The organism is Streptomyces sp. CB02400, assembly GCF_001905725.1.
Taxonomy (GTDB): Bacteria; Actinomycetota; Actinomycetes; order Streptomycetales; family Streptomycetaceae; genus Streptomyces; species Streptomyces atrovirens.
Window position 1 is genome coordinate 35,819 of the sequence record NZ_LIWB01000017.1, and the last position, 15,796, is coordinate 51,614.

Consider the following 15,796-nt stretch of genomic DNA (forward strand, 5'->3'; position numbering starts at 1 on the left):
GGATGAGTCAGCCGATGGAGGACCGAGTGGCCCGGGCGATGGCCCACCTCAAGGCGGCGGAGGAGGCCGCGGCCTCGGCACGGGCCGAGCTGGACACGGCGTCGGCCACCGCGCGTTCGGCGGACCGGTCGGTGCGGGTCTCCGTCGGCGCGAAGGGCGAGCTGACCAGCCTGGAGTTCCTCGACGGCAAGTACCGGACCATGGCCGCCGCCCAGCTCTCCGCGGCGGTGCTGGAGGCCGCGAACACGGCGCGGGCCGAGATGGCCCGCCGGGTCGTCGACCTGCTCGACCCGATCACCAGGATGACCGCGCGCGGTGCCGCCCCGGACCGGATGGGCGTCGACTGGGGGGCCGTCTTCGGCTCGCTGATCGACGAGACCTCCGTGACGAAGGGGCCCACGGCGATGAGCAGGCTCCGCGACGAGATCGTCGAGGACGACGAGGAACCCGCGGCCCCGCCCAGGGCGGCCCGCGCCGCGGGCGACGGACGACGGGAACGACAGGGGGGAGCGTGACCATGGCCGGCAACTATTCCGCCGACATCCAGGCGATCCTGCAGGGTTCCAGGCACCTCGCCGACGCCGTCCGCTACGGCGACGAGATGCTGCCCCGGTTCGAGACCGGCTGCGCGCAGTACTCGGGCTGGTGGGGCGAGGAGGGCGGCGACGACGAGTTCGCCAACGCGGTCGGCGAGCAGGTCCGGCGCGAGCAGCAGCAGGTGGCGGACACGGTCCTGTCCATCACCAGCGGGTTCATGGCGCTGGTCGACGCGGTCGCCGCGGAGGCCGACCACGTGCAGCGGCCGCAGACCCAGGCGGTGGAGGACATCGAGGCGCACGGCTCGGAGAGCGAGAACAGGCGCTGAATGGCCATCATGTTCCCGCCCGGCCTGCGGGAGTTCATCGAGGTCTACGTGGGCGCGAACGTCGCCACCGGCAACGAGGACCGGGGCTTCGACAGCCGTAACCCCTACAAACGGCTGGCCGACGACGTCAGGGACCTGTCCGACGCGATGAAGGGGGCGATCTCCACCGCCGGGAACTCGCTCCCGCCGCGGATCGCCGACGAGTTCGTCGCGGCGATGAAGCTCTTCGTCGACGACAACGGCCAGAACCACCTGCAGAAGTTCTCCGACGAACTCCGGGACCTGGGCGCCCAGCAGGTGAACCGTTCCATCAAGCTGTCCGAGGCGAAGTACCAGATCCTCATCGAGTTCATCCTGATGAACATCGAGCTGGCCCTGATCGCCGCGCTGGCGGTCTTCACCGGTGGTACGTCGCTCACCGAGATCGCCATCCAGAAGGCACGCACCGCGCTCACCATCCTGTTGATCCTCCAGCGGCTGGGACGGGCCATCCCCACGCCGCTCTCGGTGCTGCTGGAGGCGATCCAGGAGGCGTTCGTCGCGTTCGCCTCGCAGCTCATCTCCATGACCGCGCCGGACGACCCGGAGCGCCGGCGCGACAAGTTCGACTGGACGGACATCGGCCAGTCGGCGGTCGCCGGCGCGTTCGCGGGGCTCTTCGGAGGCATCTTCGGAGAAATCGGCGGAAAGTTCATCAACAAGTACTTCAGGAACAACAACTTCTGGAAGGAATTCTCCGAGCTCCCGTTCAGCTTCATCAACGAGGGGCAGGCGGAAACCTTCGCCGAGGCCTTCACCGGCCTCATCTTCCTGGGCACGTTCACCCTCAACCCCGGCACGTTCCTGAGCGCCGGCCTCAGCGGCCTGATCTTCGAAGCGGCCTCCACCGGAGCGGAGTTCGGCGGGAAGTTCGTCTACAAGAACTACTTCCAGAACATCGACTTCGGCTCCGACGACGTCAACGACCTGCCGGGCGGCGGCAATCGGTACGGTGACGGGAGCGGAAGCCAGAACCGGTACGAGTACGAGAACCGGTACGACAACCCGTACGACGGCGGGAGCACGTACCAGGACCTCCACGACGGCACGGCCGGTGACACGTACAACGACCCGTACACGAGCAGCGGTACGTACCGGAACACCTACGACGACACGTACGACGACGACTCCGTCTCCTCCGTCGGCGACACCAGCGACACCGCGTCGGTCTTCAGCGACACCAGCGACACCGCGTCGGTCTTCAGCGACACCAGCGACGTCTCGTCGGTCTCCTCCGTGTCCTCCTTCTCGTCCCTCCCGGACTACGGCGTCGGCGACAACGTCAACGCGTACGGACTCCCGGGGGCGACGGGCGCGGTCAAGCCGTCGTACTACACCCCCCCGTCGAACGCGTACGACGACGCCTACCGGGACTCCCTCGTGGACGACCCGGACACCGACACCGTCTTCTCCACCCTCAACCCGTCGGTGACCAGGACCCCGGGGACCGGCTGGACCGCCGACACGGACAACACCCTGCCGGTCAACAGGCCCACCACCGTCGGCTCCTCCGTCCCGCAGCCGCTCCCGGCCCGGACCGGTGGCAGCGACTTCACACCGGAGGGGACCGAACGACAGCGGTCGACGGACGACGACACGACCCGGTTCACCTCCGACGGGCAGCGACAGCCGAACCCGCAGGCGCCCCTCGCGACCCCCACCGCGCCCACCCCGTCGACCACCACGTCCCCGGGCCACGCCTCGCCGAACACCGCCCCGCAGACACGGCCCCAGACCACACCGTCCGGCGAACCGGTGGTCACCGCCGAGCCGTCGGCCCCGGACACGGTCGCCCCGGACGACGTCCGCACCCCCGCGTCCGAGGAGTCCGAGCGGTCCCGCTCGTCCTCCGCGGTGCCGAAGGCCGAGACCCGGACCACGTCCGACGCCCCGCAGCCCTACCGGCCGGTGCGGACCGAGTCCGAGGAGCTGCCGGCCACCACCGGCTCCACGGCGGAGCCCACCCCGGTCGTCTCCCGCGAGATGCCGCACACCCAGCCCGTCACCGTCGACGAGACACCGCTCAGCTCCCGGGCACCGGACGGGGTCCCGACCGGGGAGTCCTCCGCGCCCGGTTCCCCGGACTCGGTCGACATGATCATGGACTGGGAGGACGACCAGGACGCGTCCGAAATCGACTTCGATTCCGGACCCGAGTCGGACCCGGCCACCGAGGCGCTGTACGACCGGCTGCTGACGGACGTGTTCGGTCCCGCGATCGCGACGAACCCCCTCCACCCCGCCCTCCGCGACACCCTCGCACACCTCGACCAGCTCCGGCAGGCCGTTCCCGCGCTCCGTGACGGCCCGCTCGACCTGGACGCCGTGACCCGCCAGGTGCTGCTCCTGGACCCCGCCCATCCGGTGACCGACGCGCAGCGCGGCGAGCTGTTCCGGGTGGCGATGGCCCCGGAGGTGGAGTCGGCGGGCAGTCTGGCCGCCCTGGCCGCCTTCCACCTGGAACTCCGCGGCGTGCTGTCCTCCACCCAGGCGCTGACCGCCGACGACGGCGGCGTGTGGGGCCGCAACTGGACGAACGCCACGATCCCCGACCTCGACCTCACCGAGGTGGGGAAGGTGGTCCGGCAGCCCGACGGCGCCCTGGGGCGCGGCGACGTACAGTCCGCGCCCTGGCACCGGCCCGGTGAGCCGAAGCCGTACGTCGTCATGGCGGAGGGCGACCACCAGCGGATCGTCGTACGCGGCTACGACGGCGCCCCGCGCCAGGTGCCTCTCGACGTGTTCGCCGAACTGCTGGCCCGCGACCCCCGGCTCGCCGCGCTGCCCCCGGACACCCCCGTGGTGCTGCTCGTCCCCGACGCCGGCGCCCGCGGACTGGAGCTGCCGCGCCAGGCCGCGGACCGGATCGGCCGGGACGTCTGGTCGGCCAACGGCACCGTGAAGGTCTCCCCGCAGCGCGACCCGTCGCAGCCGTACGTCGTCTCCCTGCTGTACGGGGAGGGGCTGCCGCGCGCCGACTGGATCCGCAGCACCCCCGGCCAGGTGCTCGACCCGGCGGAGCGCGAGAACGCGCCGGAGTGGGAGCGCGAGGTGCTGTCGCACAGCGTCGTCGGCGACGGGGGCGTGACCATCGGCAGAGGCGTGTTCGAGGATTCCGAGGCCCCGCGCCGGATCGCGGCGCTGAAGCTCGCGACGGAGTCGTCGGAGCTGTGGCACTACAACCCGGTCACCAAGGACGCGGTCAAGGACGACGAGCCGGTCCCGTTCGCCGGCAAGCCGGTGTACGTCTTCAGCGCCCACGCCCGGCCCGGCGCGACCCGGGTGCCGACCACGGCGGACCCGAGGCACCACACCCGGCAGCGGGAGACCGGCGGGATGCTCAAGCGGCGTCCGAGCCTGGCACAGCTCCCCAAGGACCACGCCGTACTGATGGAGGCGTGCTCCAGTGCCGGGCCGCCGGGTGTGGTCCGTACCCGCAGGGGCATCGACGACACCTTCGTCCCCGACCCGCTGGCGGTCGTCAGCGAGAGCCAGCACGTCGCCAACGAGACCGGGCGCACGGCGTACGGCGGCACCCACATGGTCAGCTTCGCGACGCTGCCGGACGGGAAGTTCGTCCACCGCCTCTACACGGACTCGCGGGGGCGGCGCGGCAAGTGGGTGGAGCACCGGCCGGAGCCCGCCGGTGACCTGCTCGACGACCGCGCCCGCGCGGCGGGCCTGCACGCGGACCCCGGGCAGCCGGTCACGGACGCCACCCGCGAACGGACCCTGCGGCTGGTCCGCGCGCTGCGGCTGACCTTCGGCGCGGCGATCGAGGACGACAGCCGGTACGGCGATCTCCTCGCCGGGATCGGCGCGCTGGAGACCATGCGGGCGGCCGACCCGGCGCTGGGTGACCTCGGCCCGTTCTCCATGGACCTGTTCGAACGAGCGGCCCACGCCCGCCGGCCGGGTGACACCGGCCCCGACGCCTACCGGGACCTGCTCACCGATGCCGCCGACGCCGTACGCCGCCGGCCGGGCACCGTGCTCTCCGACTTCGTCGCCCTGCCCCACGTCACCGCCGCCGCACAGCGTCTCGGCGGTCTCCCGGACCAGGACCTGGACACCGAGGCCGCCCGCGTCCTGCGGCTCCCCGACGGCCCGACGGGCGTCGGGGACGCCGAGCGGGCCCGGCTGTTCTGGGCGACGGTCAAGGCCCTGGAGTGGGAGAGCAGGACCCCCGACCCGGACGCCCTCACCGGCAGGATCCTGCACCTGGACCGGCCCGATCCGGCCCGGCGGCCCGAGCTGCTCGACCTGGTCGCCCAGGCGGCGGCCGTCGGCGTCGACGTGGACAACCCGACCGAACTGGGCGCGTTCCACCTGGAGACCCTGGGCGCTCTCGCGCCGCAGACCCAGCTGCTCGACCCGGGCGGCGTGCCGACCGGGCGGCGCTGGTCCCCGTCCCCGCCGAACGCGGCCACGACCACGCTCACCGACCGTGTCGTCGTCGCCGCCCCGCAGCAGGGCGGCGGCTACCGGGCCGTGGGCCAGGAACGCCCGCCGTGGAGCGCCCCCGGCGGATCACCGGCCTACCTGGTGTGGGCGGGCGGCGGCCGGGACCACCTCCTCATGACTCTGCCCGGCGGCTTCCGCGCCCGGGTGCCCTACGACGAGGTCGCCGAACTGCTGGCCCGCGACCCGGTGCTCAACACCCGCCCGCAGGACACCACGGACGTCGTCCTGGCAGTCCCGAAGGCGGCCCCGGCGGCCGCCACCGGGCCGGCCGGCGGCGGCACCCCGGACACCGATCCGCGGGCCGTCGTCAGCGCCGGGACCGGCCGTACCGTATGGGCCTCGCAGGGCAGCGTGAGCCTGGCCCCGACCGGGCCGTCCCGGCCGTACGTCCCCTCCCTCCTGCCCAGCGCGCCGGGGCGTCCCGCGGCGGCCGACTGGGCGGCCGTCCGGCCCGGCGACCTCGCCGCGCCCGGCACCGGCGACACCGGAGTGGACGACGTCACCTTCGCGGACCGCCACGGGACCGAGGCCCCGCCCGAGCCGCCCGCCGCGCTCGCCGACCTTCTCGATCCCGGACCGGTCGGGGGCCTCGACACGCCGTTGCCGAACCTGGACGGCGTGCTGGACGGCTTCGACACCCCGTTGCCGGACCGCCAGGACGACGGCGTGGACGGGGACCGGACGGAGGAGCCGGCCCCGGAGGAAGCCGGGTACCGGGAACTGCTGGCGGACATCTACGGTCCCGCCGTCACGTCGAACCCCCTGTACCCGGACTTCCTCGAAGGGCTCGCGCGCCTCGACCGGCTCCGCCGGAACGACCCCCTGCTGGAGTCCGGCCCGCTCGACCTGGACGCCGTGGCCCGCCGGGTCCTGCTCCTGGACCACGCCGATCCGGTGACCGACGTGCAGCGCAGCCGGCTGCTGGGGCTGGCCACGGCACAGACGGCGGAACCGGCGGGCAGCCTGGCCGCCCTCGCCGCACTCCACCTCCACCGCCAGGGCGTGCTGTCACCCACCCACGCCATGACCACCGGTCTCGACGGACGCCCCCGCGGCCGCGACTGGACCCGGGGCAAGGGCGGGACCGACGACCTGGACCTCACCCGTACGGGAAGGACCGGACCCCGGACCGACGGCACCCTGTCACGCGACGAGGTGGAGCCCGCGCCCTGGCACCGGCCCGGCGGCCCGGAACCCTACGTCGTGCGTGCGGACGGCAACCGTGACCATGTCGTCGTGCGCGGCCACGACGGCGCCCCGCGCGAGGTACCCCTCGACGTGTTCGCCGAACTGCTCGCCCTCGACACCGAGCTGAGCGGGCTCCCGGCGGACGTGCCGGTACTGCTGCTCGTCTCCGACGCCGGCGGAGGAGGCCTGGAACTGCCGCGGCGGGCGGCGGACCGGACCGGCAGGGACGTCTGGGCGGCCAACGGGGACGTGGACGTCGCCGAAGGCCCGGACCAGAACGCCTCCCACCCGTACGTCGTGCCGCTGCGGAGCGGCCGGGGCAGTGACCGCACCGACTGGATCCGCAGCTCTCCCGGCCTGCTGCCCGACCCCGCGGAGTCCGCCCACGCCCCCTTCTGGGAACAGGACCTGCAGTCCCACACCATCGTCACCGACCAGGGGCCGATCGGCAGGGCCGTGTTCGAGGACGGCGAACGCGTGCGACTGCTGCCGGGGATCCGGCACTCGGCGACGGCGACCGAGCTCTACCACGTCAACCGGCAGGACGGGACGTGGACCAAGGACGACGAGCCGGTTCCGTTCGCCGGCAAGCCGGTGTACGTCTTCGCCGCGCACGGTATGCCCGGTGAGACGGCGCTGCCGACCCGGTCGAACCCCCGCCACCGGAAACGGGAGCGGGCGGTGGGCGGCATGCTCCGGCGCCGTCCGAGCCTGGCGCGGCTCCCCAAGGACCACGCCGTCGTGATGCAGGAGTGCTTCGCCGCGACACCGCCGAGCCTCACCCGCGAGCGCAAACTGGTCACGGACACGTTCGTCCCCGACCCGTTGGCCGACATCGGCCAGAGCCAGCACGTGGCCAACGAGACCGGCCGGACCGTCTACGGCGCCACCCAGGAGGTCGGCTTCAGGCAGTGGGACGACGGCCGGGTCTCCCACTTCATCCTCACGGATTCACGGGGGCGGCGCGGCAAGTGGGTGGAGCACCGGCCGGAACCCGACGATGCCGCGCTCGACGACCGTGCGCGCGGCGCCGGCCTGCACACCGATCCGGTGGGGCCGGCTTCGGAGGAGGTCCGTGAGCGGACGCTGCGGCTGGTGCGCGCGCTGCGGCTGACGTTCGGGCCGGCGATCGAGGACGACAGCCGCTACGGCGAACTCCTCGCGGGCATCGGCGCGCTGGAGTCCATGCGTGCCGCCGACCCGGTGCTGCGCGACGCCGTGCCGTTCGGCCTGGACCTGTTCGAGCGCGCGGCCCGCGAGATCCGCGCGACGGAACACGGCGACCCGGACGGCGAGCCGGGACCCGACGCCTACCGGGACCTGCTGGCCAGGGCCGCCGACGCCGTGCGCCTGGACCCCGGTGCCGTGCTCACCGACTTCGTGACCCTGCCGCACGTGACCACCGTGGCCGAAGGGCTGGACGGTCTCACGGACGAGGAGGTGAACGACGAGGCCGCCCGGTTCCTGGGGCTGGACCCGGACCGGACGGTCATCGGGGCGCCCGAGCGGGCCCGGTTCTTCTGGGCGACCGTGAAGACCCTGGAGTGGGAGAGCAGGACCCCCGACCCGGTCGCCCTCACCGGCAGGGTGCTGCACCTGGACCGGCCGGACCCGTCCCGGCTGTCCGACCTCCTGGACCTGGTGGCGCGCGCGGCGGCCGTCGGCGTCGACGTGGACGACCCGGTCGCGCTGGGCGCGTTCCACCTGGAGACCCTGGGCGCCCTCGCGCCGGACACCCTGCTGTCCGACGACTCGGGCGCCCCGGCCGGCCGGAACTGGGCGCCGGGTCCGCCGGGTGCGGCGGTGGACGTCAACACCGCCCTCGTCATGGCGGCCACCCCGGACGGCGGCCACCGTCCGCTGCGCCGGGCGAAGATGCCGTGGACCACCGACACCACCAAGCCCGCCCCGTTCCTGGTGCGGGGCGAGGCCGGTCCTGACCACTTCACCATGGAGCTGCCCGGTGGATTCCGCGCCGAGATCCCCTACGAGGAGATCGCCGAACTGCTCGCGGTGGACCCGACGCTGAACGGCTTCCCGCCCAAGGCCGGCATCGTCCTCGCCTCCACGACCCCGACCCCGACCCCGACGGACCCGCAGGCCACCGACCGGCGAGCCCTCGTCGGCGCCGGGACCGCCCGCGGTGTGTGGACCTCACCGGGACCCACGGGGCTGTTCGCACCGAGCGACCCGTCGAGGCCGCACGTCCTCTCCCTGCTTCCCCTGGCGGACGGCCGGCGTCAGCGGACCGACGACTGGTCGGCCGTCCTTCCGGCCTCCGCGTCCCCGGCGAACACCCCCCTACCGCCCACCACGGTCACGGCCGGGGGCGAGACCGGCGCCCCTCCCGGCCCCCCTTCCCCCGAGGAGTCGGATCCGCCGTCTTCGAACGCCCCGCGCCTCGACCCCGCCATGGGGCCCCCGCCGGCACGCCGCACCCCGGCCCGGTTCGAGGACGGCAGGCGGATGCCCGCGTACGTCGACGACCTCCGGTCGCTGCTGCCGCCCGACCTGTCTCCCGCCGAGCTCGAACAACTCCTCGCCAATCCGAGCACCTTCGGCCAGAGCACGGTCGTCCTGCGGGGCTACGAACAGGCCCTGGACGCCATCGACCGCGAACTGGGGATCCGGCCGGAGGCCCGGCCCAAGGACGGCGTACGGCTGCTGGACGACGTGCGGCAGACGCTCCGGGACAAGCCGAAGACGCTGGCGGACGGCAAGGGACGCCCCTTCCCGTACGTCAACGCGGACGGAAAGAAGCGCGTCCTGTGGGTCAGAGCGCGTCACCACGGCAACTGGGCCCCGTTCGATGACGGCGTCGGCGACTCGACGAAGATCGACAGCATGCACCGGGCGGCCGCGGCCTTCGGGCTGACCAAGAACATGCAGGCCAACTCCCAGTACGGTCTCGGCGGACCGATCGGCCCGGCGGGCAGCGCGGCGTTCGGCGGCTTCGGCCGGCTCGCCGTGCGGTTCGGCTTCATCGACAAGGTCGGCTACACCCTGACCGACCAGCGCATGAACCAGATGGAGACCCGGACGCTGGACAAGTCGCGGGCGTACCTGGACGACATCCACTACGAGATGCGCGTCACGGACGCCGCCGGACGGGACATCACGGGCACCGGCACCCGTACGAACGACAAGACCAGGGGCAGGACCAGGACCAGGACCGAGACCGAGACCGGTACCGATGTCGCACCGGTCCCGCCCGCCCGGTTCGCCTTCGGCATCCGCAACGGCCTGCGCGTGCGTCTGCCCGACAGCGTGACCAAGATCCCGAAGCCGGGCCGGATCCCCCGGACGATGACCCTGGACCGCGACTCCCAGTACCGCCTCGTCCGTATCGAGGGCTTCGGCCCCGTCGCGGCGATCCGTGACTGGGCGGCCGCCCGGATCGGAGCCCTGCCCGGCAGTTCGGCCTACACCGAGCTGGACAGCTTCTTCTCCGGCGACAGCTTCCAGCGGCACGGCGGCACGATGGCGCGCGGCCGCATCTTCACCCCGCAGCTGTTCGCCGACGACAAGAAGAAGTCACCGCTGGGCACCTTCGTGGTGGAGGAACTGATTCCGATTTCGGCGGTACTCGTCGGGGAGACCGACCAGGCCGAGATGCGGGACATCAACACCTCGACGGTCCGCAGCGAACGGAGCCGGGCCCACGGCAGAAGCCTGCTGCTGCAGGCCGTCGCCGGACCCGCCTTCAACTTCCACGACCCCGGCACGGCCCCCTTCGACCTGCGGCTCCAGTTCGGACCGACCCTCCATGCCTCGTTCGCGAAGACCTGGTCGGTCGGGCTCGGCGCGGCCGGCACCCTGAAGTCGGCCGGACAGGTGAAGGGCCCCAGGACCGCCCTCTACCTGGTCATGAAGTCGGTGCGGGTGCGGCAGTCCGGTGACAACACACCGCCGACGCGCTTCCTCACGTGGAGCCTGGACCGGATGACCAGCTCCGAGGCGCGGCGGCTGGCCGGATGGGACGACGGGACCACACTCGCCCTGCGCAACGGTGTCGCCCCGCCGTTCGTGCCCGCCTATCTGACCGTGGACCGGCCGCGCACCCTGGGCATGCACCGGGTGAAGGAGTTCGCCTTCGACGACGGCCGGCGCACCCGTGTCACACCGGACGCGGCGGACGGCATCGGCCGCACCCTGCTGGACGCGTTCGCCGACGGCGTGGTCGACGCCATCTCGAACCTGCGCCAAGGGCTGGTGGTGCCCCTCGACCAGCTGCTGCCGCCGAACCTGCCGAAGGGCTGGCGCGCCCGCCTGGGCGAACTGCTCGAACGCGATCCCGACCGGGTGCTCCGGGCGGCCCAGAGCCTGCCCATGCCGCCCCGGTGGACCGACCCCGTCAAGTACCGGATCGCGCTCCAGAACACCCTGCAGGTCCTCGGCGTGCTGTCCCAGCAGAACGTCACCGCGAACCTGGAGGGGCTGACCACGGTCGGCCTGCCGATCAGACTCACCGATCCCGACACCGTCGGACAGACCTACTACACCGTCCGGGTGCACGGAACGCTGACCGGACGGCGGTACGAGGGCAGGGACGACAGCGAGGGCATGCGCTTCAGCGCCCAGGGCGTCGACCGGATCGACGGCCAGACAAGCGCGAAGCGAGGCCTGGAGCTGGGCTTCGAGGGCACGTTCTCGGGCCGTGACAACAGCGTCGACGACCTCGCGGGCCTGCCCCGGAACACGCTCGGGCTGACCCTGGGCGCACGCGGGGGCTGGCAATGGGAGACGGAGACCGGCTTCGGCTCGACCGTCACCAACGAGCCGATGTCGGTGAGCAACCAGCCCACCCACCTGTACCGCTACGACCTGTCCCTCACCGCGTCCATGAGCGGCTACTGGCGGCCCCGCGGCCTGATCCGCGGTCTAGGCCTCGGGCTGCCGGGTCTGCTGGTCCTGGACGAGCCGGTCAACGTGCTCTTCGGCCGGACGCCGCTGGGCCACCTGCGGGGCGGCGGCCCGAGGACCGGGCAGGTGCTCATCGGCGTCCCCGTCCAGCACACCCCCGACGCGGACCCGCACGCGGACGGGGCGCTCAACCCCTACCTGTCCGAGGAGTCCGACCCCACGCACATGACCACCGAGGTCGCCCTCGCCCTGGCCAAGGGCGACCTCGTGCTGCCCACGGGCCCCGACGCGAGCCAGCCCGCCGGACGGCTCGCCGACCGCGGGACGAAGCAGTTCGAGGACTTCCGGCAGCACCCGTTCGTCATAGTGAACATGGTGGTGTCACCCGTCCTCCTCGCGGAGGTGGACCGGGTCCTGGGGGAGGCGTCGGGCGACGCCTGGCACCTGACGAAGGAGGGCGCCGCCACCCGGGACGCGATCGTCCGCTCCTTCACCCCCCAGTCCCTGGCCTCGGGCTTCGACCAGAGTTCGGGGCCGCTGGGCCTGGTGGGCAGCGGCCTGCTGGGCAAGGGGCCGTACGGCGAGCTGTGGGGGACCTTCCGGTACGCCACGACGGTCGGGAACCTGCGGGCCCTCACCCCGTCGATGTCCATGGACACCGAGATGACGCTCGGCGCCACCCGCCAGGCGGGCGGCAAGACCAGCAACAGCACCAGCTTCGTCTTCGGCGGCCAGCTCGTCTATTCCGTCGCCCAGAACCCGGGCCACGGCCTCATGGGCGCGTACGGTCTCGTCGCCAACCCCGTGTCGACGTCCCACACGCAGAGCCGCAGCGTCGTGCGCACGGTCGTCGCGGACATGAACCGCAAGGGCTTCACCCACCAGGTGCTGGTGACCGGCGACGTGCAGCACTGGTTCGCGCTGTTCACCAGCCGGCTGGGCACCGGCCGGATCGGAACGGCCGCGGCGGCCAGGGCCTTCGTGCCGAACCTCTTCGCCGGAGCGGCGGGGACCGCGCTGACCGGCCGGGGCGGACTGCTGGGGCACCTGCCGGAGAAGAGCGCCCACCGGATGAAGCTGATCGAGGACGGCATGGGCGACGTCCCCCGTTACACGGATCAGCTCTGGGCACCGCAGCCCTGGATGCGCGGCACCGCCTTCGGCACGTACGCGGTGAACCCGCTGGACCCCACCGACGCACTGCTCGCGTTCGACAGGCGGATCGGGAGACTGGGGCTCGACGAAGAGAGCCGGGAACGGGTCCGGCAGCTGGTGACGGCCCGCGCCACCCGGGCGCTGAAGGGGGAGATGACGACCACCGCCCCGTCGACGCCGGTCAAGGCCGGAGGCTGGGGCTGGGACAGCATCCGGATCGGCAGCCGGCAGGTGCGGGTGCGCGTCGAGCTGATCCCGGGGACACCCGTGTTCGAGGGACTCGACCACAGCGCGGAACTGGAGGAGAACCGGCGGGCCATCGAGATCGCCCAGCAGAACTCGGAGTCCTCCTCCGGAGCGGACATGGGCCTGCTGACCAGCCAGATGGTGTACACCGGCAACACCCAGGTCCCGGCCGCCGGACCCACGTACACCGAGGGCGGCTCGAACCGGAAGACGGTCTCGTCCAGCCACACGGTCACCACCGTCACGATCTACCGGGCGGCGTCCACCGAACCGCACGCGGAGATCGTCACCCCGTACCGGATGCGCATCACCCTGGAGGCCGACGACACCCCGAACACCGGCGCGCCGGCCGACACGGAGCCGGCGGAGGGGAAGTCCACGGCCCTCGACCGCTTCCGGGGCCGGCTGCGCATCGTCGAGGAGGGCGACGTCGGCGAGCTGCGCGAGCACGTGCCGCTCAGCCTGATGGAGCCGGTGCGGTCGGGGGAGGACGAGGGGACCGGCCGGCTGCTGCCCGCGCCCGACCCGGCGGCCGACCCCGCCCTGGCCGGTCCGCCCCGGCCGGTGTCCCCCGCCGAGGCGGTGAAGGAACTGACGGTCCGGGACGGGGACGGTGTCGTACGGCCGTTCACCTTCCCCGAGAACGGCATGCACCCCCGCGGGATCATCGGCATCGAGAACATCCGCACGGCCGGCGAGCTCCTCCTCACCAAGGCGTACGACGTCGGCTTCCCCCTCCATACCCTGGAGGCCGAGAACGGTCCCGACGACGCCGCCCTCACCGAACTCCTCCGCAGGACCAGGGAGACCGGGCTGACCCGCCTCGGCACCGGCTCGGCGCAGGCGCTGGAGGACGGCACCAGCTCCACGGCGGTCACGGCGTTCTTCCCGCGCACCACCGAACCGGGCGGCTACCAGGTGGCGGGGCTGACCGAGAAGTCCCTCCTGGGCACCGACACCGGACAGCTGTCACTGCGCTCGGCACCCGACTTCAGCCGCGCGCGGCTGCTGACGGTCGCCGACGGCAAGAAGCTGGAGGTGCTCAGACGGTACGGGGACAACGCCGGCACGTCGTCGTCCGTCGAGCACAGCCAGTCCTCGAGCCTCGGCGGCGGCTTCCTGTACGACTCTCCCCACAACGCGGGTCTCAACCAGATCGGAGCCTCCGGCCCCGGCCCCAACGACCTCGACGGCGACGGCATGCCGGTCGGGGACGACCACCTGACCTCGCGCAACCTCAAGCCCACGACGGGCCGGTCCTTCCTCTTCGCCGTACCGGCCACCTGGATCGGCGTCGGCGACGTGCACCGCGGCATCCTGGACTCGAAGCCCGCGAACCGGATCCGGGGCGGGACCTTCGCCAAGGCCCGATCGGGTCCGCAGGCGATGAGGTCCGAGGCGTACGTCGTCACCTGGATCCGGGAGGACGTCGCCCGCGAACTGCGGATCGTCACCGACACGAACTTCCCCGAACGCGTCTCGAAGGCGTGGGACGCGGTCGGGAGCGCGAGCAAGGCGTGGGTCGACGCCGACAAGGCCTACTGGAAGAAGCGGCGTGCCTCCGGCGGGCTGCGCGCGGACCTCGACACCGCGCAGGCCGCCCTCGACCGAGCGGTCCGGGTCACCCGCGCGGCCATGCGCCCGGTCGATCTGGCCCGGGACGACGTCGACACCGCGGACACCGCCCTGCGCCGGGCCGAGACCGACGCGCGCCGCGACCACGACCACGCGGACAGGTCCGTGGCCGCCGCGCAGGCCGAAGTCGACGCGTTCGCCGAGAACGCGTACGGCTCCGCACCCGAGCACGACGGCTGGGCGGAGGTCCTGCGGGAGGAGGAGGACGCCGCTCTGGCCCGCCTGGCCGACGCACGGGAGACCGCCGGGAAACTGCGGAGGGCGGCCGATCTGCGGCTGGAGACCGCGCGCACCGAGAAGGCGGCGGCCGACGCGCGGCTCGACGCGGCCCTGCTGTCCGCGCGAGCGCCCGGCCGGGACCTCGACGACGCCACCACCCGCCGGGACGCGGCACGCGACGCCTTCGAGGCCCGGCGTGCCGAGCTGGACGCCCTCAGGGACACTGCGGAGAAGGCCGCGGCGGAGTACCACCGGGTACGGTCCGGGGCGGACCAGCTCACCCGTTGGCACCGGCTCGCGGCCACCGCGGAGGGCCGGGAGGAACTGGACGGTCTCGCCGAGCCGCCCGCGGTGACCTACCAGGCCCCGCCCAAGGCACCCGTGGTCAAACCCCCGGCCCCGCCCCGCTACACCAGGACCGTCCAGGGACCGGTCACCGTCCTCACGTCCCCCACGGACGAGACGTACACGCTCCAGGACGTACCGGAGGACGGCGACGCCTTCTTCCGCGCGCTCGCCCTCGGCCTCGAACGCGCCGCCCCGGGGTTGCTGGCCACGCAAGGGATCGACCTCGCCGATCCGCGGGCCATGGCCGACCTGCGCCGGAGGATGGCCTCCTGGCTCACCGACCACGCCGACGAGGAGCTGCTGGCCGCCGTCGCACCCGACCACACCGACACCTTCAGCGCGGAGGAGATCGCCGCGGCGGGCCTGGACCTCGGGACGGACACCCCCGCACGCCGCGAGTTCGACGGCCTCGGCGGTCTGATCCCGCACGTCGCCGATCTGGCCCCCGAGGTACGGGCCGAACTGGCCGTCATCCAACTCCTCCGGCGGGGCGACGCCCCGTCGGAGACCGGCTGGAACCACGGCGCGGCGGACCTGCTCCCGCTGCTCGCCGCCCGCGCCTTCGGCGTGCGCGTCACGGTGGTCGACGGCACCGGCGGCTTCCAGGACTTCGCCCCCGAGGACCCGTCGGACACCGGCAACCTCCGGACACTCGTCGGCCCACCCACCCACTCCGGCGCACACGTGGTCCTGAACCTCGACAACCGCCACTACCAACTGGCCCTACCGACCGACCCGACCCCGAAGCCGACCCCGAAGCCGGACCCGAAGCCG

General features: G+C 73.0%; 3 protein-coding genes. All 3 read left to right on the forward strand.

The features are described from left to right. The first annotated feature begins 2 nt into the window (after positions 1-2). A complete protein-coding gene (locus AMK33_RS31185; protein WP_073936362.1) occupies positions 3-515 on the forward strand; it encodes a YbaB/EbfC family nucleoid-associated protein in 513 nt (170 codons plus the stop codon). A gap of 2 nt (positions 516-517) precedes the next feature. Continuing rightward, on the forward strand, positions 518-865 hold the full coding sequence (locus AMK33_RS31190; RefSeq protein WP_073936363.1) for a hypothetical protein: 348 nt from the start codon (positions 518-520) through the stop codon (positions 863-865). Further along, positions 866-15,796 (forward strand): lonely Cys domain-containing protein (locus tag AMK33_RS31195; RefSeq protein ID WP_143203880.1); only part of this gene is annotated, 14,931 nt, incomplete at its 3' end.

What these genes read in the sequence shown, in the direction of transcription:
- AMK33_RS31185 (WP_073936362.1), top strand. Translation starts at nt 3, where the DNA reads ATGAGTCAGCCGATGGAGGACCGAGTGGCCCGGGCGATGGCCCACCTC.
- AMK33_RS31190 (WP_073936363.1), top strand. Translation starts at nt 518, where the DNA reads ATGGCCGGCAACTATTCCGCCGACATCCAGGCGATCCTGCAGGGTTCC.